This is a genomic window from Psychrobacter sp. CX5 (assembly GCF_057621535.2).
Genome location: NZ_CM177735.1, coordinates 2,069,548 through 2,090,844 on the forward strand (window position 1 = coordinate 2,069,548; position 21,297 = coordinate 2,090,844).

Annotated in this window: 16 protein-coding genes and 2 tRNA genes; 8 read left to right on the plus strand and 10 right to left on the minus strand. The window is 41.7% G+C overall.

Annotated elements, in window-relative coordinates; translation table 11 throughout:
* Positions 1 to 68: 68 nt before the first annotated feature.
* Positions 69 to 1,460: a magnesium transporter gene (mgtE, locus tag AC21OG_RS08085; RefSeq protein WP_487377696.1), complete on the minus strand. Its 1,392-nt coding sequence runs from the start codon at positions 1,458 to 1,460 to the stop codon at positions 69 to 71.
* 90 nt (positions 1,461 to 1,550) lie between these two features.
* Positions 1,551 to 3,587, minus strand: coding sequence for a UvrD-helicase domain-containing protein (locus AC21OG_RS08090; protein ID WP_487377695.1), 2,037 nt, complete (start codon positions 3,585 to 3,587; stop codon positions 1,551 to 1,553).
* Positions 3,588 to 4,240: 653 nt separating this feature from the next.
* Between AC21OG_RS08090 and AC21OG_RS08095 the strand changes: the two genes are divergently transcribed.
* Complete coding sequence (locus AC21OG_RS08095) at positions 4,241 to 4,867, plus strand: OmpW/AlkL family protein (protein ID WP_487377694.1); 627 nt, start codon at positions 4,241 to 4,243, stop codon at positions 4,865 to 4,867.
* A 108-nt stretch (positions 4,868 to 4,975) separates the two neighbouring features.
* Here the strand turns inward: AC21OG_RS08095 and hemB are convergent, their stop codons facing one another.
* A complete protein-coding gene (gene hemB, locus AC21OG_RS08100; RefSeq protein ID WP_487377693.1) occupies positions 4,976 to 5,986 on the minus strand; it encodes a porphobilinogen synthase in 1,011 nt (336 codons plus the stop codon).
* A 210-nt stretch (positions 5,987 to 6,196) separates the two neighbouring features.
* Between hemB and AC21OG_RS08105 the strand changes: the two genes are divergently transcribed.
* Complete coding sequence (locus AC21OG_RS08105) at positions 6,197 to 7,429, plus strand: LD-carboxypeptidase (RefSeq protein WP_487377692.1); 1,233 nt, start codon at positions 6,197 to 6,199, stop codon at positions 7,427 to 7,429.
* Between the two features lie 200 nt (positions 7,430 to 7,629).
* Here AC21OG_RS08105 and AC21OG_RS08110 read toward each other — a convergent pair.
* From AC21OG_RS08110 to AC21OG_RS08125, 4 genes are all read right to left on the minus strand, one after another.
* A tRNA-Leu gene (locus AC21OG_RS08110) sits at positions 7,630 to 7,716 on the minus strand.
* A gap of 90 nt (positions 7,717 to 7,806) precedes the next feature.
* A tRNA-Cys gene (locus AC21OG_RS08115) sits at positions 7,807 to 7,880 on the minus strand.
* Between the two features lie 187 nt (positions 7,881 to 8,067).
* Positions 8,068 to 8,199: a putative transporter small subunit gene (locus AC21OG_RS08120; RefSeq protein WP_486546848.1), complete on the minus strand. Its 132-nt coding sequence runs from the start codon at positions 8,197 to 8,199 to the stop codon at positions 8,068 to 8,070.
* A gap of 120 nt (positions 8,200 to 8,319) precedes the next feature.
* Positions 8,320 to 9,927 carry a sodium:solute symporter family protein gene (locus AC21OG_RS08125; protein ID WP_487377725.1) on the minus strand — a complete coding sequence of 536 codons (1,608 nt, stop codon included), beginning with the start codon at positions 9,925 to 9,927 and terminating at the stop codon, positions 8,320 to 8,322.
* Between the two features lie 1,006 nt (positions 9,928 to 10,933).
* On the opposite strand from AC21OG_RS08125, the gene folD reads away from it, so the two are divergent.
* On the plus strand, positions 10,934 to 11,797 hold the full coding sequence (gene folD, locus AC21OG_RS08130; protein WP_487377691.1) for a bifunctional methylenetetrahydrofolate dehydrogenase/methenyltetrahydrofolate cyclohydrolase FolD: 864 nt from the start codon (positions 10,934 to 10,936) through the stop codon (positions 11,795 to 11,797).
* 135 nt (positions 11,798 to 11,932) lie between these two features.
* Positions 11,933 to 12,403: a phosphate-starvation-inducible protein PsiE gene (locus AC21OG_RS08135; RefSeq protein WP_486546846.1), complete on the plus strand. Its 471-nt coding sequence runs from the start codon at positions 11,933 to 11,935 to the stop codon at positions 12,401 to 12,403.
* A gap of 80 nt (positions 12,404 to 12,483) precedes the next feature.
* Here the strand turns inward: AC21OG_RS08135 and corA are convergent, their stop codons facing one another.
* Positions 12,484 to 13,539, minus strand: coding sequence for a magnesium/cobalt transporter CorA (corA, locus tag AC21OG_RS08140; protein ID WP_486546950.1), 1,056 nt, complete (start codon positions 13,537 to 13,539; stop codon positions 12,484 to 12,486).
* A gap of 287 nt (positions 13,540 to 13,826) precedes the next feature.
* A complete protein-coding gene (locus tag AC21OG_RS08145) occupies positions 13,827 to 14,228 on the minus strand; it encodes a DUF2237 family protein (RefSeq protein WP_487377690.1) in 402 nt (133 codons plus the stop codon).
* A 532-nt stretch (positions 14,229 to 14,760) separates the two neighbouring features.
* On the opposite strand from AC21OG_RS08145, the gene AC21OG_RS08150 reads away from it, so the two are divergent.
* The 3 genes from AC21OG_RS08150 to AC21OG_RS08160 all read left to right on the plus strand — a co-directional run bounded on the left by AC21OG_RS08150 (position 14,761) and on the right by AC21OG_RS08160 (position 18,937).
* Positions 14,761 to 16,062 (plus strand): ATP phosphoribosyltransferase regulatory subunit, encoded by a 1,302-nt coding sequence (locus tag AC21OG_RS08150; protein WP_487377689.1) that lies wholly within the window; start codon positions 14,761 to 14,763, stop codon positions 16,060 to 16,062.
* Between the two features lie 166 nt (positions 16,063 to 16,228).
* Positions 16,229 to 17,518 carry an adenylosuccinate synthase gene (locus AC21OG_RS08155; RefSeq protein WP_487377688.1) on the plus strand — a complete coding sequence of 430 codons (1,290 nt, stop codon included), beginning with the start codon at positions 16,229 to 16,231 and terminating at the stop codon, positions 17,516 to 17,518.
* Positions 17,519 to 17,716: 198 nt separating this feature from the next.
* On the plus strand, positions 17,717 to 18,937 hold the full coding sequence (locus AC21OG_RS08160; protein WP_487377687.1) for a ribonuclease Z: 1,221 nt from the start codon (positions 17,717 to 17,719) through the stop codon (positions 18,935 to 18,937).
* A gap of 101 nt (positions 18,938 to 19,038) precedes the next feature.
* Here AC21OG_RS08160 and AC21OG_RS08165 read toward each other — a convergent pair whose 3' ends face one another.
* Positions 19,039 to 19,926, minus strand: a complete 888-nt coding sequence (locus tag AC21OG_RS08165) for an ATP-binding protein (RefSeq protein WP_487377686.1) — start codon at positions 19,924 to 19,926, stop codon at positions 19,039 to 19,041.
* A 123-nt stretch (positions 19,927 to 20,049) separates the two neighbouring features.
* Here AC21OG_RS08165 and AC21OG_RS08170 point away from each other — a divergent pair, with 123 nt between their 5' ends.
* Entirely contained in the window at positions 20,050 to 21,282 is a 1,233-nt protein-coding gene (locus AC21OG_RS08170) for a protein kinase domain-containing protein (protein ID WP_487377685.1), read from the plus strand.
* Positions 21,283 to 21,297: the final 15 nt, after the last annotated feature.

Genomic DNA, 21,297 nt, shown 5'->3' on the forward strand with positions numbered 1-21,297 from the left:
TTTATAACGGTTATAGAGTTAGCTGTATTATTGACAGCTATTTTAAAACTGAGGTGACGAGAATTTACCTATAAAATTAGGAGACTTGCGAGACCTAAGAAGGACATAAAGCCGACAATATCCGTCACTGTGGTCAATATAACCGATGCCGATAATGCGGGATCGATATCCATACGTTTCAGTAATAAAGGAATACCAATACCTGCCACATTAGCGGCGGTCATATTTATGGCGATAGCGCAGGCGATAACCACACTAATTTTAGGATCATGGAACCAAAACTGAGCAATGACCGCCATGATCAATGCCCAAATAACCCCATTGATTGCCCCTACCCATAGCTCTTTGTTCATCAGCCATAATCGGTTTGAGCCCCCGATTTGACCCATGGCCAAACCGCGAATAACCACAGTTAATGTTTGACTACCAGATATACCACCCATACTAGCCACGACTGGCATTAAGACTGCCAGTGCAACGACTTGGGCCAATACCTCTTCAAATTGTCCAATGACAACTGCCGCAAGTAGTGCTGTTAATAGGTTAATACCTAACCAGACACTACGACTTTTGGCACTTCGTAAAATGGGTGCAAACAGCTCTTCATCATCACTAACACCCGCTAAGTGCTTCATCGTACTGTCGACATCGTCTTGAATAATCTCCATGATATCTTCAGCATTTAGCTGGCCTACAAGCTCGCCATGGCTATTGACCACTGGCGCATAACGTATGTCAGATGAGCGAATGACGGCGGCTGCATCTTGGATATCCATCCGATCATTGATGGTAATGGCAGGATCAATCCATTGCTCAACCAAAGAGTGCTGCGGATATTTAATTAAATCTACTAAGCTTAACAAACCCAACAGCTGATTGCTGGCGTCCACCACGATGAGCTCTTGAGTTTGATCATCCAGTAAGTCTTCATCTTGGCGTAACTTGGACTGAACTTGCTCGAGGGTAATATTGCCCTGAATCTGAATAGTATCCGGGTCCATATAGTCACCCACTTCATACTCTTCATAGGTATTAAGATGACTGACCTGCTGACGAAGCTCTTCATCAAGATGGGACATCACCTCAGATCGAACTTTGTCATCTACCGTGTCTAAGATCTCTGCAATGTCCTGCGCGTCTAGATCTTCTGCCAGCGTCTCGATCTCTTTTGCTAGCATATTCTCCATCAATGATGGGCGAATATCATCCTCAACTTCAGCTAGAACCTGTCCCTTCATGTCGACAGGGACTTGTTCCCAAATTATTTGACGAGAATCGGGTGGGAATGACTCAAGTAGGCTGGCAATCTCATAATCAGACTGCTCACTTAAGAACTCAGCTATTTGGGTTTCATTTCGATCATAGACTAGCCGCTGCAGATAAATTAGCTTGTCGTCTGCACGATCATACCCTTCAGGATAGGCGTCTTGTTTGGCTGTGTTTTCAGTATGACTGGACATGGGCGCCTTTGGATAATCTAAATAATGTTTGATAAGGGGCGGTTAAGCGTCTAAAAACAGGCTCTTAAAGCTTTAAAATAGTGAGTACATTTATTTCTTTTTCTGTAGTAAGGCTTTAATATTTGCCATATACTCATTTGCCACCTCTTGAGGATCTCGATCTGCCTTTTTCTTTTTGGCATTGGCAGGCCAGTCTAAATGCTCTTCGGGTAGCTCCTCTAAAAAGCGACTTTGAGTCGTGGTACGCATTTGACCACCGCCGCGGCGCTGAGCCGCTAATGTCAACGTAAGTTCACGGCGAGCACGGGTAATGCCAACGTACATCAAGCGGCGCTCTTCTTCAATGGTCTCGCCAATGATAGAATTTCGATGCGGTAGTAGCTCTTCTTCTAACCCCATAATATAAACAAAATCAAACTCGAGCCCTTTTGCAGCGTGCAGCGTCATCAGATTAACTTTATTGGTGTTTTCCTCTTCTTGTTGCTGCTCAAGCATGTCAAGTAAGACCAATTTGCGAATGACCGCATCGATGGTTTTGTCATCATCGTCATCTGCTCGATTGATCAAAGCTTGGATACTGGTATAAAGGACTTCGATATTATCGAGACGGTTTTTTTCTTGTTGAGGAGTCTTTGAGTCTGAGCGGACAAAGTCGATATAGCCTGTCTCATCAATCATTTGGCGCACCAAAGGCACGGGATCAGGATGCTGATCAAGCTCACGGGTGTAATGCTCGATGAAGTCGCCAAAGCTTTTAAGCGTACTATAAGCCTTGCTTGGTAGTACATGAGGTAAGCCGCCGTGAGTACAGGCTGCCAATAGTGAAATACTGTGCTCCTGCGCAAACAGTCCTAGCTTCTCCAACGTAGCTGGCCCCAGACCCCGTTTTGGCGTATTCACAATACGTAAAAAAGCACTGTCATCTTCAGGATTTAAAATCAGGCGTAAATAACCCATTACATCTTTAATTTCACTACGTGCAAAGAACGACTGTCCGCCAGAGAGTTTATAGGGGACTTGCAACTGACGCAGCTGAGCCTCAAGCATACGAGCCTGAAAGTTACTGCGGTACAGCACTGCATATTGCTCCCACTCATTTCCAAAGCGAAGCTTATGGGTCACGATCTCTTTGGCAACTCGTTCTGATTCATCATCATCGTTGCGACAATTGATGATGCGAATTTTTTCGCCTTGACCCTTTTCTGACCATAGTGCTTTATCAAATAAGTGCTCATTATTCATAATGACTTGGTTGGCGGCACTTAATATACGGTTAGTTGAGCGGTAATTTTGCTCAAGCTTAATGACTTTGAGCTTAGGGAAGTCCTCTTTTAGTAAGGCCATATTTTCAGGACGAGCCCCACGCCAAGCATAGATAGACTGATCGTCATCACCTACCACAGTGAACTTACCCAAAGGACCGACGATAAGCTTAATCAGCTCATACTGAGCGGTATTGGTATCTTGATACTCATCGACCAATAAATAGCGAATTCGGTTTTGCCATTTGTCTCGTAGCTGTGAATTTTGACGTAATATCTTAGCTGGCAAGACAATCAAGTCATCAAAGTCAACGGCATTATAAGCACGCAGGTTACGCTCATATAACGCATAAAGGGTCGCAAAGATCATATCTTCAGGATCGTCCAGAGTTTCCATCGCTTTCTCTGGCTCTATAAGGTTATTTTTCCAATCAGATATAAATTTAATTGCCTTACCCACAAGCTCTCGGCTTTCAGCACCTGACAAGTTATCCCGCATCATAAGCTCCATCAGCAGACGCTTACTGTCGTCGGCATCCATGATAGAAAAGTTGCCTTTTAACGGAGTGTGTAGCAGCTCATAGCGCAAAAACTGCAAACCAAATTGGTGAAAGGTAGACACCGTTAGCCCGCGCGTTTTTTCTTTCGGCATCAGGGTGGATACCCGTGCCTTCATTTCTCTCGCAGCTTTGTTGGTAAAGGTCACGGCGGTAATACGCTCTGCAGGAATATTGCACTGTTCTATTAAGTAAGCGATTTTTTGAGTAATGACCGATGTTTTACCTGAGCCTGCACCCGCTAAAACGAGGAGGGGACCAGTCACATAAGTCATGGCCTCTTGTTGTTTGGGGTTTAGCTTGCTCATGACACACCTTTATATAATGACAAATGCTATAAATTCGAACAGGTTCTAAAGCTTGGATATAATAGCTTTAAAAAACGCAAATCTTAAACTAACCCTATAAGTTCGAGCCAACCTTTTTTTAGACGGTTTAAAGGGTTTAGAGGGTTTAGAGGTTTAAATAATCATTAAGAATTCGCCTTTTATAACGATATAAGTGCTTATACTTAATAAATATTTGTGACAGTGGAAGATAGTTTAAAGTTGCGAAGGTGTTATTATAGGCGTTAACGATGAAATCACAACCTCTAAAATGAGTAATAAAAAGATTGCAAGATAGACTGTGAGTTATGCATAAAGACAGGATAAAAGACGTGATTCCAAGAAAGTCCCTAATTATGAAAAGTTAATGAATGAGTCCTAAGGATTTCAAGTCATTTTTCAAGGCATTAAACCAACAAAATTGTAAAAAGTTACGACTAATAAGTCGTCAGTTTTCTGTTTAAATACCTTACAGAATTTAAGGATATGTAATATAATACAACCAAACAGTTAGGAGCGAGTAATATTCTAACGGTTTAGAGATTATTATTAGGCGTAGTGTTTGGTTTAAATGACTCTGCGCTTTGATCGATTTTTGATCAATTACTGACTACTTAAATTAAGTTGAGGATACTATGATGAAACGTCAAGCATTACTTTTAGCTGCTCTAGCTGCTGGTTTTAGTATGGCGCCTGCTATGGCAGAAACCGCAGGTACTTGGACTGTAGGTGTAGGTGCTGGCTATGTAGATCCAGACAGCGATAATGGAACCCTTGCAAATGGGGCTTATAAAGTAGAAGTAGACTCTGATATTCGTCCAACGATTACTGCTGAATATTTTCCAATGAATAATTTCGGTATTGAGTTATTAGCGGCCATTCCATTCCATCACGATATCGAATTGAAAAATGCTGCTGGTGCAGTCGTCAATGCTAAAACCCAACATCTTCCTCCAACGCTATCCTTACAGTATCACTTCGACAACGTGAGCACTAGCGTTAAGCCTTTTGTTGGGGTTGGTGCTAACTATACTACTTTCTTTGAGGAGCGTATCGATGGCGGCGCTGATTTAGATATCGATGACAGCTGGGGTGTGGCAGGCCATGTGGGTGTTGATTTCAAACTCAGTGACACCGATGCGGTTCGTGTAGACGCTCGCTACATCGACCTTGAGCCAGATGTAAAACTAGATGGTACTGATATTGGTACTGTTGAGATTAACCCTTGGGTATATGGTATCTCATACGTTCAGCGTTTCTAATATTGATTATCAATACGCTAATGTTAATATACTTAATAACTGTAAAAACCCCGTTAATCATAAATTAACGGGGTTTTTTTGACTAAAACAAAATTGAATAAATTGACATTATTTTAAAGCATTTAATTGCTTAGCTGCCTCTAAAGCAAAATAAGTCAAAATACCATCTGCTCCTGCACGGCGGAAGCCAATCAGTGACTCTAATATAACGGCATCAGTTAGCCAACCATTTTGTATAGCAGCCATGTGCATGGCGTATTCACCCGATACTTGATAAGCAAAGGTAGGAACACCAAAGGTATCTTTAACCTCACGAATTAAGTCTAAGTATGGCTGACCTGGTTTGATCATGACCATATCCGCGCCTTCATTAATATCCATCGCCACTTCGTGTAGCGCCTCTGCACGGTTGCCAAAGTCCATCTGATATTGCTTCTTGTGTCCGCCTTTCAGGTTACCGGCACTACCGACCGCATCACGGAAAGGACCATAATAGGCAGATGCATATTTAGCGGAATAAGCCATAATGCTGGTATTAACAAACCCTTCTGCTTCAAAGGCTTCACGAATAGCCAGAATTCGACCATCCATCATGTCACTAGGGGATATGATATCCGCACCTGCTCGCGCATGGGCGAGAGCTTGTTCTACTAAGACATCCACTGTCTCATCATTGACCACATAGCCTGTCTCATCAAGTAGACCGTCTTGACCGTGAGAGGTGTAGGGGTCTAAGGCGACATCCGTCATAACTACCATCTCAGGGACTTCTTTTTTAAGGGCACGAACCGCACGGCATGCTAAGCCATCAGGATCATAAGCGGCTTTACCATCTTCGGTTTTTAAGCTTGGGTCAATCACTGGGAAGATATCGACTGTCGTCACTCCCTCAGCCAGTAGCTGTTTGGCATAATCAATTAATAAATCAATCGATAAGCGTTCAACGCCTGGCATACTGGCGACAGCTTCACGCTGATTTTCACCTTCTAATACAAATACTGGAGCGATAAAATGCTTGGGCAGTAACTCAACTTCACGAATCATTGCGCGAACATTATCATTGACTCTTAGCCGGCGTAGGCGAGTATGGGGAAAGGTACGGTTAAAGGTATAACTCATAATAATTCCTACTAATTTAATAGGGTTGGTTTTTATAGCTTTTATAAAGACGGTTAAAACATTAGATGCCTATTGGTAATGACACTCAAAGCCCATAATCTATGGAAGAATTTGCAATCTCTGTATATTATAACGCAGAGAGAGGTATATTTTGGGTTGTAGATAGGATAAAGCAACAAACTTATTTATTCGAAAGAGGTCGCGATAGCTATGAATGATAACCAGCACTCTGTTTTATTAGATAAGTGTGACATCGATCGCAGAAGATTTCTTAAGTTCACCGCGTTTGGTGTCGCAGGAATGAGTCTATGGAGTAGTCATTCAAAAAATGCGATAGCGAATACATTGGTTGTAGACAAAGAAAATAGTTATAACACAAATGATCTAAACCATTTAAATAACCTTTCGCAAACCCATTTGCATACCACTGCGCAAACCCCTGCTCAAACCCCTGTTCAAACCAATAATACAAGCTGTATTAGGCCCACTATATCTACACGTCTATTTTCAAGCTCTAACGCTGGGCTAGACGACGCTCGAAATCAAATAGGGCTACAACGCCTAAGCTGTGCTGGATTTGATATTCAAAATCCACAAGTGACTCGAAGGCAATATCTGCGCTTTGCCGGAACTGATCAACAACGAATTAGCGACTTACAAAATATTGCCACCGGCGCCATTGCCGCGCCAAAACTATTGATGGCGATACGCGGCGGATATGGGGCTATTCGGCTTCTCGAACATGTCGATTGGCCGACACTAGGGCGAATCTTAAAAGAGCAGGGTAGTATTATGGCAGGCTTTAGCGATGTGACCGCCTTGCAATGTGCATTATTGGCCCAAGGTGGCATGAGTAGTTTATCCGCCCCTATGTTGTATAGCGAATTTGGTAAAAGTCAACCGGACAAAGTCAGTTGCCAAGAGTTTGTTAACGCCATCACCAATCCAAATCTTGTCATAGATCTACCGCCACAACACTATTCCGATTTGAACAACCCTCTCTCAGGTATTCTATGGGGAGGGAATTTAAGCATTGTATCAGCTTTGGTAGGCAGCTCATATTTACCCAAGCCTGAAGGAGGTATTGTATTTTTAGAAGAAGTAGGCGAACAGCCTTATAAAATTGAACGGATGCTGTATAGTTTGCATTTGGCAGGTGCCTTTAAACACCAGCAGGCCATTGTATTCGGTGCCGTTAGTGGCACAGGTGAAGACAGTTATGATGCGCGATATGATATGAGTGAAGTCATTGGACAATTAAAGCGTATCACGGGACTGCCTGTGTTTACGGGGCTTCCTTTTGGGCATGTGGCACGTAAGCAAAGCTTTCCGCTTGGCGCAATGTGTACCTTAAAGCCAAAGAGCTCAGGTATTTCGCTTGAATTTAGGGGTTATCCGACAATTGATGGTTCGTTAATTTATGCTGAGGGGTTGTGGCAGTGACTTATGATTTTGATGAGTTATGGTGTTGAATAAGTATTTTGAAAGGGCGCTTTTAAAGACATTTAAGTGGTCTTAAGTCCGTTTCTTATAAGCTTAAATATTTATCTTAGGGATTATAAGGGTATTTAAAAACCACAAAACACGCAAACAGAAAAAAGGCTTCCAATTGCTTGGAAGCCTTTCTTTTTATAACTAAAATATGGTACCCGGAGCCGGACTTGAACCGGCACGATCTTGCGATCGAGGGATTTTAAATCCCTTGTGTCTACCAATTTCACCACCCGGGCAAAACTTTTAAATTAAGTTGTTCAATGTTACCAACAACTTATTGAGTGCGCGTATATTACCACAAAATTAATATTCGTCAACACTTAATTTGGAGGCTGAGGTCGGAATCGAACCGGCGTCCACGGATTTGCAATCCGCTGCATAACCACTCTGCCACCCAGCCATTCGAGGTGAACTATAATAGCAAATAAAAAATAAATTACAAGCTGTAATCACTATTTTTTTAAATATAAATAATGACAAGGCTGTACCGATATGACATTCATCAGACAAAGACAGTTCAGCTTGTAAAATGAGACAGTGGTCAAGCCGGACAAGCTGAACATGACTATGTTTATATTATTTGCCTGTTAGACAATAGAACGGTTCTCTTTTTTAGCCTTTTTTATATCCCGATAGGTGGCTGTACAGATCAGGACAAGTACTGCAAGAGTAATGGCAGGCCATACTAAAATATATAAGCCGTAGGTAAAGACACTCATAATAGTCTCCTAGTATATTGATTAATACCTGTTTAAGTCGTTTACTCGTCTTGTGACTTTCATATTACCTCGTTGAGCTCAGGCAACTGCTGATATTGATATCTAACGTAAAGTAGCTGTCTAGCGTGAAGTGGCCGAGGTTGCTTTTTTGTCATAGTCTCCGACTCGTTGCTGAATCAGCTCAAAGTCAAAACGCTCTTTATTGAATAAGCTTAGACCAATACAGACAAGTGTGCTCACGCCATACGCGGTGAGTGACGCTACCAATACCATGTACTGACGTAGGAAGTTGGTAGCAAACATCAGCATTAGCACTAAGGTAATGGCCGCTGCAATCATCCCTAAGGTGCGTCCTAAAAACCCAAAAACCATAAGTCCTATCACAACGGCGGCGCCAACGCTTGCCAATATCTCAAACAATAGGGCAGTATTACCGACCATAGATACCAGCTCAAAACGAGCAATACAGAAGAAGATAAGGGCCACAATGACGCTAGTTGTGAAGGCTAGATTGGTGACCCTGTCCCAGAATACACTGGCGATAACAGGGAATACCACCGCCCCCCAAAGCGCACCAACGAATACTAACATCACCAAGATATCAAGCTTTAAACTGGCAAAAATCAAACCGGCTGCTGTCGCAATAATCATAGTAGCACGACCCACGAGCATCATCTTCTTAGGATCGGCTTTGCCTTTTGCAATATTTTTGGCGTAGACATCGGCCATCATAATGGTTGATAAGGCAGATAAGTCAGAGTCAGCAGTTGAGGAAAGTGAGCCGATGACCAAGATAAAAAACATGGCAATGAATACGGGATGTAGGTAGCTGCTAACCATTTGCGGAATAAGATTGTTCATATCGCCATTCATAGGTTGTACGCCAACCGTCAATGCCATCAATCCAATCATCCCTAGTCCAATAACGATACCGGCATAGCCGACCGTTGCTGTGACGAAAGTCGCTTTAATCTTGCTCTTATCGATGGCAAAGAGACGCTGAGTAATGGTCTGGTTACCGATTGCATAGGCCAATACGGCAACAAAATAAGGAGCACCTTGTTGAAAAAAGGCTTCGGATGAGAAGAAGTCTTGTTGTTGAGCGGTGAGGTTAGGCAACCCATCTACCATGGCTTGAGGTCCACCCATCGCAAACAATACCGCAGGGATAATAACCACACCGATTGCCATCAAAGCGACCAGCTGGGCAAAGTCGGTAAATACTGAAGCTCTAAATCCTGAGCTTAAGGTATAGCTTAAAACCCCAATACCGGCGATGATCACTCCTGTTTGGAAGGATAACGGCGAGAGTACGGATACCAATGCTCCGGCAGCGGTAAAGTTGACCATCAAGCTAATTAAACTCCCCATGAGGTTTGAAACCGCTAAGATTAATTGGCTTGAGGATCCATGTCTGGCTTTAATAAGCTCGCCTAAGGTATGACCATTTGGGGCAAGTTGGCGAAAGCGCATGCCAAATGGGTAGATGAATAAAATCATCAATGCCCCCCAAAATCCATAATGAATAGGGCCAGACAATCCATATTTGTAACCTGAGGTGGCTGCTGCGTAAAATGAGGCTGCCCATATCCAAGTGGCAGTCATACTGGCCGCGCCCATACCAAAACCAACCCCATGGCCTGCTACCATAAAGCCGGTGGTATTTTCTTTGTCTTTTTTGATTAATAATGAGAGTAAATAAGTCCCTCCATAGAAGGCCAGCATCATGATAATGATAGCCACGGCCGAGAATTGGAATAATTCTTGGGTTTGCAAACTTAATCTCCTTTGTTGGTTATAGGATAAAAAGATGTCAGTCGTGCCATTAATCAACTCTATACAACGCCTAGTACTATCCTTATTATTTAAATGGGTATATGCCAACAGTGCCACTTAGCGCGTAGATAGGCACTTAAAAGTTCATTATTAATAGCGCAAAATCTTGGCGTAATTTTTGGCATTACATAGGTATGCACTTGCTTGGCATGATGACTTTAGTTTTAAACAATGACTATAGTCTTCAGCAATAAGAACGCTAAACTATGTAACGCATTTAGATGAGTATTAAATTCAAATGGGCTTAATACATCTCGAAACGGTGGTACTTGCAGGGTCTCATACTGTTTTAGGAGTACACCATATGAAAGTAAGCGCTAATACTAAGGTAGATGTTAATACCTTTATGGCGCTTGCTATGTTATAAATATCAATATAAGTCAACCACTTACTCGACTAATTGCTTAAGCGTTTACTTTACTAGTCACTTAGCGATTTACTTAATTTATTTATTTAACGTCAATAACTTTGTCAAAGATTGGCAGACGTGTTACTAGAACAAGTAGCAAAATTTGAGCAACATAGAGTAACTAAATATTAAATTTTTTTCAAATGGTCCAAGGGTTTGCTGACTATGTTAAGGAAACTGACGGATTAAAAGGAACAATCTGAGTGGTTAAAATGAGTAAGAGGGTTAATTTGAGCTATGAGGTTGGCATTTACCGACACATATACATTTATGTTTTATAAGAGCTGATTTCAGTATGACAAACCAGTCATTGTCAACTGAAAAGAGGGTCGGACTATTTGACCTGTATAGGTTACAATATCAGGCTTTAAGTTAGTAAAGAGAAAGAGTTAGTAAAAAGAAAGAGTTAGTAAATATAATTGTATCATTCAATCCTAAAGCCCCTAATTGGGACAATAAAATTTTACTTTAATATTAATGGAGTCCAACATGTCAGATACCACTGCCACTCGACTTGATGGTAAAGCCCTTGCCAAACACATTGAGCAAGATCTCAGTCAGCGAGTAGCCGCCCTTGTTGAGAAAACAGGACGTACGCCTATTTTAGCGACTATTTTAGTAGGGGATGACCCTGCCTCTGCCACGTATGTGCGTATGAAGGGGAATGCTTGCAAGCGCGTGGGAATGGAATCGATTCGTGTGGCCATGCCAGAAAATACCACGACCGATGAGCTACTTGCCAAAATTAAAGAGCTTAATGACAATCCGGATGTCCATGGTATATTGCTTCAGCACCCAGTTCCCGCCCAAATAGATGAGCGTGCTTGCTTCGATGCGATTGACTTAGCGAAGGACGTCGATGGTGTGACGTCATTGGGTTTTGGTCGTATGAGTATGGGCGAGGAGGCTTATGGCTCCTGTACGCCGCAAGGCATTATGTATTTGCTTAAGCATTATGGCACTGAATTTGCAGGTATGAATGCAGTTGTGGTAGGTCGCAGTGCGATCTTGGGCAAGCCAATGGCGCAAATGCTATTAAACGCCAACTGCACAGTAACGATCTGCCATTCCAAAACTAAAGATTTAGCAGATCATGTGAGCCGTGCCGATATTATCGTAGGGGCGGTGGGTGTTCCTGAATTGATTAAAAAGGATTGGATTAAGCAAGGCGCTATTGTGGTTGATGCAGGCTTTCATCCGACAGATAATGGTGGAGTCGGAGACATTGAGCTCAAAGGTATCGAGTCGGTAGCATCCGCTTACACCCCTGTTCCAGGTGGCGTTGGCCCAATGACTATCAATACTTTGATTCGTCAAACGGTTGAAGCAGCAGAAAAAGCGGCGAATATTTAGAGGATCAGTTATTTAGAGGATCAGTTATTTAGAGGATCAATGTTAAGCGTAAACACTAGTCTGCTTAAAAATACGTCAGATTATCAAATAGTGAACCACCTTTCTTTAAAAGACAGTAACGCAAGGGGGCTCTAAATGTTAGAACGTAATAAGTGGCATGATCGAGCCCAAAGCTTAGGCGAGTTTTTGGTCGATATTGGTCACTATGTGGCTTTATTATTAATATGTGGGGTGGTGATATGGTCAGCCGGTGTTGAATTTGTCGGTATTATCGGCAAAGGCACCGCTGACTTAAAAGATATTTTGATGCTGTTCATCTACCTTGAGTTACTGGCGATGATTGGTATATATTTCAAAACCCATCGTCTGCCAGTGCAATTTTTGATTTATATCGCAATCACTGCGTTATCTCGACATTTGGTAGTCGATGTGCAAGCAGTCTCTGATACCTTTCATCTATGGTTATTGATGACTATTACGCTGGCTATTTTTGTTTTGAGTATCTCAATTGTCTTGTTGACGTGGACAGCCAATCAGTTTGGACGACCGGAAGACAATGTTCAAAAGCGTAAGCTTGAGCGGTTAAATAAACGTGACCTCAAATAAATAAATTAATTAATTAATTAATCAAGGATGGAGGCTGTTTAAAATCCACCTGTTAAACTATAAATGAGATAAGGGTAACTCTACAACCAACCTGACTTGCGGAACTGGCGATATAAGATAAAACAGGTGGTAAAGATGGCTAGTAATACAATAAAGTAGGCATACTTGTAATGCAGCTCTGGCATAAAGTCAAAGTTCATACCATAGATGCCCGCCACCGCAGTCGGCACTGCTAAAATACCTGCCCAAGCTGCTAATTTGCGTACCACCTCGTTCTGTCCCATATTGACCATAGCCATATAAGTGTCCATTGCCACACTTAACATCTCATTTAGCCCATTGACCGCGTCAATCGCACGTAATAGGTGATCATTGACGTCCCTAAAATAGGGCTTGGCGATACTGGGAAAGATAGAAACCAGCTCGTTTTTTTTGTGATTAATAAAGAAGTTACAAATATCTTGCACAGGGAGCATAACCGCGCGCATATGCACCAGCTGCGACTTTAAGGTATATAGGCTTTGCAACATCTCTTTGCTAAATTTATATGAGAAAAGGCTACGTTCCTGTTCTCTTAAATATTCACCTAAGCTATCGGTAATAGGTAGGTAGCTATCCACCACATAATCCAAGATGGCGTGTAATACAAATATTGGCCCCATAGACATTTTTTCAGGTCGGCGGTGGCAATAAGCGCGAACTGGGGCGTAGGACTGTGATGCACCTGTACGAATCGTTATAATGTAATTACTACCCATAAACATTGAAGTGGTACCATAATGTATATGGTGATTGGCAAGGTAGGCCGTTCTTACAACCACAAATAAGGCATCAGTAAAGGTTTCGATTTTTGACCGTTGATGTTCATTAAACGCATCTTCAAGTGCTAACTCATGAATATCAAAAGCCCGTTGAACGGTTTCAATGGTTTCAATACTCGGATCATACAGACCAAGCCAAATAAAATGGCTTTTATTGCTTAGAGTACGACTGACTTCGTCCAGTTCAATTTTTTCAATAAACTCACCTGTTTTACGCGAATAGACACAGCAGTTTACGATCTCATTGATACCAGAACGTTCAAAATCTTCAACACGCTCTGCGTCAGGGTCATATACAGGCATGGTAGACGACATAAATAACAGGGCTTGTTGCTCTTCAACGTCTTTGACATGAGTAACAGAAAGATCATCTAAGCGAACAGAAGGTTTGGGTTTAATATTTAGCATGGATTTTCTACATTCTCATGAATCTAAATAGAGTATTGACACTGATTATACTAAAAGGGTGAATTTATCTTGTTGAAATTAAGACACTATGACAGAACTTACGCAATAATAGGATTTCCAGCCGCTTAATAATCTATCTCTTATCAATCTAATTGGCGTAAGTCCTATTTCATATGTTTAGAGAGTAGGCAGAGCTAAAGCGCATACTTCTTTAAGGTGTCAATGTCGACTAATTCTAGTAAGCTTTCATGACAGGCCTCTAGTTTAATTTTAGGTGCTGTCCCATGATCTAGTGCATCAATCCAACGTAAGGCACAGACACACCAATAGTCACCCGGTTTTAAACCCGGAAACCCATATTCTGGAATTGGGGTAATAAGATCATTGCCTGTTTTGACAGAAAAGTTTAAGAACTCACTGGTCATCTTTGCACAGACAGTATGTTGACCGATATCTTGTTGTCCAGTATGGCAAAAGCCGTTACGGTAGTATCCGGTAATGGGGTCAAAACAACAACTGGCAAGCGCTGTGCCCAATACATTTCTTTGATTTAAATTTGGATCTGGGTGATTCGGATCTGAATAATTAAGTGACATAGTTAAGCGTCTCAATGTGGAGTATATAATGATCTGTGTTCAAGGAGATTTTAATATAAAAACTTGATTTGGCTAAATAAGCTAAAATGGTAACACATCAGGTATTTATTAGTATTACGCATTTCATGATGCAATAGAATGTTGCAAAATAAGAGTATGGCATCATATAAAAATATATTGAGATCTTTTTGCAATAGTCAGGTGTTTCTCTAGTCGAAAGCGGTGAGCTATGCTAGACTTAAGCGGTTAAAGTTTGAGTCAATTTAATCCCTTACCTATAATAGGTGAACATATAGCAATAGCCTAATAAGCGTTTACATTTTAATTATCTATACTGTATTAAATATTTTACTGATCAAATATGTATAACCTATATTCATAAGCTACAGTGATGGTATTCTAGGTAAAAAGAGCCAATTATAGTTTGTGAATACAAGTTCTTGTACTGAACTAAACCTTAAACGTTAACTAAAGATTTGGTAACGGCGTCTTGATTTGTATATTAAGCAGGCCCGCCAAACAAGGATTACTTGTGTCTGACAGTTCTACATCTTTAAACAATACAGCAAGTCACTCTTCTAAGAAACTATCCCATGTCTCAGACATTGATAATATATGGCTGTTGCCTGATGGCGTAAGCGACTTATTATCTGAGGAAGCTCAAAAACAAGAGAGGCTTCGTTATCGGCTAACTCAATTGTTAGTAAGCCGCGGATATGAACTTATCTGCCCGCCTATGATTGAGTTTACAGAGTCATTACTAGGTAATGCCTCTGAAGATCTAAAACGTCAAACATTTAAAATTATTGATCAGTTGTCTGGTCGTTTGATGGGTGTCCGCGCCGATATTACCCCTCAGATTCTACGGATTGATGCTCACCTAAATAAGTTAGGACAGGCCAATAAGATTGCACGCTATTGTTACGCCGGTCATGTTATTCGTACGTTGCCAAATGGATTGTTTGGTTCACGAACGCCTTTGCAATTAGGGGCGGAAATATTTGGTAGTGATAGCTTAGATGCTGATATAGAGCTGATGGATGTGCTGTTTTGTCTGATTAATACGCTCAATTTGAAAAAGCATTTGCATATCGATATTGGTCATGTTGCCATATTTGCTCGTCTTAAGGAATTAGCAGGGCTATCAGACAGTGATGCCTCGGTGCTAATCAACTTATATGCTAATAAAGCCTTACCTGAACTTGAAAATGTCTGCAAAGACTTGCCTATGGGAAGTGATTTTTATCAGTTGGCGGTGCATGGACACGATATGGTGTCGTTAAAGCAAGCACTGTCAGATACTGCCACAAGCGACGAGGCTATCATCAAAGCCGTCAAAGAAGTGCAAACCATGGTGGCACATATTAAAGAGACTTATCAGAGCAATGTGAGTGTTGATATAACAGAGCTTGGCTACCATTATCATACCGGTATTGTGTTTAACGCTTATTTTGAAAATGAATCTCAAGCAGTGGTTCGGGGCGGTCGTTTTAACGGCGAGGGTTTAAGCGCTTCGAGCAGTAGCCCTCAAACTGCGATTGCAGAAGCATTACCCTCACGTAGTGCCACAGGTTTTAGTTTAGAGGTCACGCGTTTACAACGTTACATTAGTCTTAATGAGTCTATGCTGGTATTGGTAAGCTATGAGGATATGCAACAGGTAGCTATGGATAGTAGTACCGATTTGGCAGAGGCTTTGGATAAAAAAGTCGCTGAATTACGTCATTTAGGAAATAGAGTTGTGAGCCCTTTAAGTATGGACGATGTGCCCAATAATGTTACGCATCGACTGGTATTAGATCAAGGTGAATGGGCGCTTCAGTCATTAAAATAGTTCAAAGAGTTTGGTGTCGATATATTTGGTGTCGATATAGTAGTAGCTTTCAATAGCACTAGCTCTCAATAGTAGTAGCTCTCAATAGTAGTACCTTTCATTCAATTTTGTAGTTTCATTTTGCAATATCATTTTATAGTTTAATACGAGTGGTTAAGGATTAGTTATGGGTAAGAATGTCGTAGTACTTGGTAGCCAATGGGGCGATGAAGGTAAAGGCAAGATTGTTGACTTGTTGACCGAGAAAGCGTCTGCGGTTGCGCGCTTCCAAGGGGGTCACAATGCAGGTCATACGTTAGTCGTAGATGGCAAAAAGACCGTTCTACATCTCATTCCATCTGGCATTTTGCGTGAAGATGTCACCTGCTTTATCGGTAATGGTGTGGTGCTGTCGCCAGAGGCGTTACTGATCGAAATGAAAGAGCTTGAAAGTAATAACGTGCCAGTACGTGAGCGCCTTAAAATATCGCCAAACTGTCCTTTAATACTGCCTTACCATATTGCGTTAGACCAAGCGCGTGAATCTAAGCGTGGCAGTGGTAAAATTGGTACTACAGGGCGTGGTATTGGTCCCGCTTATGAAGACAAAGTGGCACGTCGTGCGATTAAGCTTGCCGATCTGTTCCGTGACGATCTGGATGAAAAATTACGTAACTTAATTGAGTATCACAACTTCCAGTTGACGCAGTATTATAATGTTGACGCGATTGACTTCGATGAAACGTACGCGCTATGCCAAGAGTGGAAACAAGAGCTTAAAGGCTTAGTTTGTGATGTGACGGAAGAGCTGAATCAATTGCGTCTAGCGGGCAAGAACTTAATGTTTGAAGGCGCTCAAGGTACCCTTCTTGATATCGACCATGGGACTTATCCGTTCGTGACCAGCTCAAGCGTCACCGCTGGTGGAGTGTCAACAGGTACAGGTATTGGGCCATTGTACTTAGACTACGTGCTGGGTATTACTAAAGCCTATACCACGCGAGTCGGTAGTGGTCCATTCCCAACTGAGTTGTTTGATGATGTGGGCGCTCACTTAGCCAAAGTAGGTCATGAGTTTGGTGCGACGACCGGCCGTGCTCGCCGCTGTGGTTGGTTTGATGCTGAAGCACTTCGCCGCGCTGTGGTATTAAACTCATTATCAGGTATTTGCTTAACCAAACTAGACGTACTTGATGGCTTAGACGAGATTCGTATTGGTGTCGGTTATGATCTACCTGAAACAGAATGTGAAGGGGCTCATGATGGAGAGTTTTATGAGTCGGTAACGCCAAAGTATGAGACATTGCCTGGCTGGAAAGGCTCTACTGTTGGCATCACGAACTATGATGATCTTCCAAAAGAAGCGAAAGAGTATATCAAACGCATTGAGCAGTTAATCGATTGCCCAATCGATATTATCTCAACTGGCCCTGATCGTGATGAGACTATTGTCCTTCGTGATCCATATGATGCTTAAGTGCTATGTTTGAATATTTAGCTGAGAGTTTTATATCAGTTTTTAAGTTCTGTTATTAAGCTAAATGCTAGGTATTTCATCTTACATAGTTGCTCTTTTAATTTAAAAGATGAAAAGCACTTTTAAAAACCCTATGTTAATTTGCTAACATAGGGTTTTTCTATTTATAAATTCAAATTTTATAAGAACTCAACCCCTATGCTACATCTTACTTTTTTAGGTACTTCCGCCGGCATTCCTACCAAACATCGCAATGTGACGGCATTGGCGGTTGAGATTCTTAATCCCTTTAGCAATAAAGACGTCAACGCTCATAACTCACCGAAAAGACCCTGGGTGCTGATAGACTGCGGGGAAGCCACTCAACATCAGTTGTTACATACCAACATCAGCAGTAATCAATTGCTCGCCATTTGCATTACCCATGTACATGGTGATCATTGTTATGGACTACCAGGATTGCTGGCTAGTATGGCGATGTCAGGACGCAAACAGCCTTTAACGATTATTGCACCTCAAGCAATAGAGCAGTTTATCGACGCTGTGCAGTTAACCACAGAGCTATACTTACCTTATAAGATTGAATTTATCCCTATCGAACATTTATTTGGCTTAAAGTCCCAATTAGAGACGACAGTAGAGTCGAATCTAGAGACAAAAGCTGAGGCGAAAGTAGAGTCAGAGGTCTTTAAGGATTCTCAATTTAATTCAGATCCAAATGTTTTATCACAATCAAATGAAGGCCCTGATACCACAAATAATAATTCTAATTCGACTTCTGAGTCCGTACTCATCAACATATCAACGACTCATAAACTGACTATCGCCGTCACTAAGCTGTCCCATCGTGTGCCCTCTTACGCGTTTAGTTTGACTCAAACTGTGCAAACATTGAAACTAGATATTGATAGACTCAATTCTGAAGGTATTGCCCCCTCATCAGCATGGGGACAGCTACAAGCTGGGCAAGATGTGGTATTAGAGGATGGCAGACAGCTGGAGTCAAGAGACTATACGCAGCGCCTGACTAAACAACTCAAAATCGTAGTGGCGGGGGATAATGAGACACCTGAGCTATTGACGCAAGCGGTACAAGAGGCTGATGTGTTGGTACATGAGGCGACCTATACGCAGCCAGTCGCAGATAAAATTATGATGCGGCCTGACGCATTTGACCCGATGCACACGACTGCACAACGAATAGCCAGCTTTGCCGACTCGGCAAACATACCCAGCCTTATTTTGACTCACTTTAGTGCCCGTTATCAAAGTTATGATGACCCCGATAGTGAAACGCCGAATATGGCAGACATTCGAGTAGAGGCTGAGCAATATTATCAAGGCAGATTATGGCTGGCAAGAGACTTTGCACAGTTTGAAGTGAGTACAGACGGCGTTAAACCTATTGATAAAAATTGAGCTTAGCTATGGCATTCAGCATTCGAAATAGAAATCAGACAGATACTCCTAAATTAGTAGAGATATTCGAGCAGTCTATTGTTGTGTGAATTAAAGCTGTTCTATTTACCGCTGTTTAATAACTGTTGCCCCACCCAGTGTCTGGCAAATTGATAGGCCACACGTCCTGAACGACCACCACGGCTAGACGACCATAGTAATGCTTGCTGTCTGGTATCATCTGTCCATTCAATACCATCCGCTTGTAGATAATGGGCAACGATCTGTAAGTAAGTGTCTTGATTCATAGGGTAAAACGACAACCATAGACCAAATCGATCTGATAAGGATACCGTTTCATCTATTGTCTCATAAGGGTTCACTTCATCGGTTTGACCATCGTAAATATTGACATTGTCTTTCATAAGCTGCGGCAATAAATGACGGCGGTTACTAGTAGCATAGACCAGCAATTTGTCTTGCTCTGAATCCAGCGCCCCATCTAACACACTTTTGAGGGTGCGATAGTTTTCATCTTGCCCATTGAATGCGAGATCGTCACAATAGACAATATAGCGACATGGGGTAGTGTCAGGTAGCTGACTAATCGCCTCTCTGATTTTATCGAGCATCTGTAGGTCATCCCGCGATACCTCTATCATGCGCAGCCCGTCCTCTTTAAATTCATTTAACAACGCTCGAATTAGTGAAGACTTGCCAGCACCACGAGTGCCTGTCATGAGTACATGATTGGCAGGATATCCTGCCAAAAACTGACGAGTATTTTGAATAATTTTGGCTTTTTGAGCATCGATGCCTAGTAAGTCGTCCAATGCCAACGCTGAGTTGATATTAATCGCTTTGAGAGATCCATTGACACCACCTACCCAGCGATAGGCCAATTGATCGGGGTCAATAGTAAGTGGCGGGGTAATCTGTTGTTTTAGGTACTTAGTAAGCAAGCTGGTAAGGGTATCATCGAGGGTGAAAGTTTTCACAGAATTTGTCATAGTGATTCAAGACTCTATTATTGGTGCTTTGCTGTTTATTATACAGGCCCTAATTTATTTGATTAAAAATAGTGCCAGTAACGTATTGTTATTGCAAGCACAAATAAGGTTAAGAAAGCAGCCATGTTGACTTCAAAAATACGCCCATTCTCAAGCTCAACAACTGAAATACTACGGCTCAATAGTATCACCCAACTGCTTGAGCGAAAACAATATCGTGATATCAGTCATAAAAGAATGAGTGCAGAAATCAATCAAGGAAATCCCTTTTACCAAGGTTTGACGGTCGCAAATTATCAAAATAAGCCTGTGATGATTAAATGGCAACTGCAGCAACCGTCACTTATATCACGTTTTCAATCGCACTCTCAATTACAATCTCAATCGCACTCTCAATTAGAATCTCACTCAAATATGATGACAACACCCATAAAGCGTGAGATAGCTAACTTAACTCAAATCCACTCAGACTTTGCAAGTGCTGCCCATCAAGGTCTAGACCTAGAGAGATGTATAAAGGTTAAACAAAGTTTTAATTTTAAAAAAGCTGAATATGGACTTCCTATTGTTTCTATCCTCGATACATTGAAAGATATACCGCTAACTATCGAGTCAGAGCTATGGCAGCTTGATGGCTTTGTGATGCCTCATTTTCAGCAGGGGAGTGTAAAAGACTATTTGCATACTCACTTGCTGTCTAATCAGCAAAAATGGCAACTTTTTTATAGCATGGTATCTTCAATTGCTTCGTTGCATCAAGCAGGCTGGATTCATGGGGATATTAAACCGAGTAACTTTTTAATAGACAGCCGAGCTGAGTTAGCCTCAGAGGCGTTATCTGATTATTTGAATAACACTGACAAAGATAAAACAGACACTTTAGCACCCAACATTATTATAAGTGATCTGGACTATGCCCAAAACATGAACCTCACTCAGCCATTAGTGTCAAACACCTCCGACAGTATGAGTTCAGCCCATCTTGATAGCATTAGAGGAACGCCTGCTTATATCGCGCCAGAGTGCTGGCAAGGGTGCCCAATCAGCATACAAAGTGATCTTTATGCGCTTGGCGTCGTTATGTACGAGGTATTAACGGGTAATAAACCGTTTGAGCTTGAAACCAGACTCAAAACTAGACAAGGTCATACTCAGAAAACCTCCCAAACGCAGACGGGACAACAGATAAGTCGATGGGTACAACTGCACTGTCAAGCGCCCGTGCCTTTACTGCCCAATGAATGGCAGTTTGCACAGTCATTGCTAGATAAACTATTAGCAAAAAAACTTGAGTATCGATATAAAACAAGTGATGATATGATGGATGCGCTACATTTCATACAAAATAAATTTTAAACTAAAGGCGATACG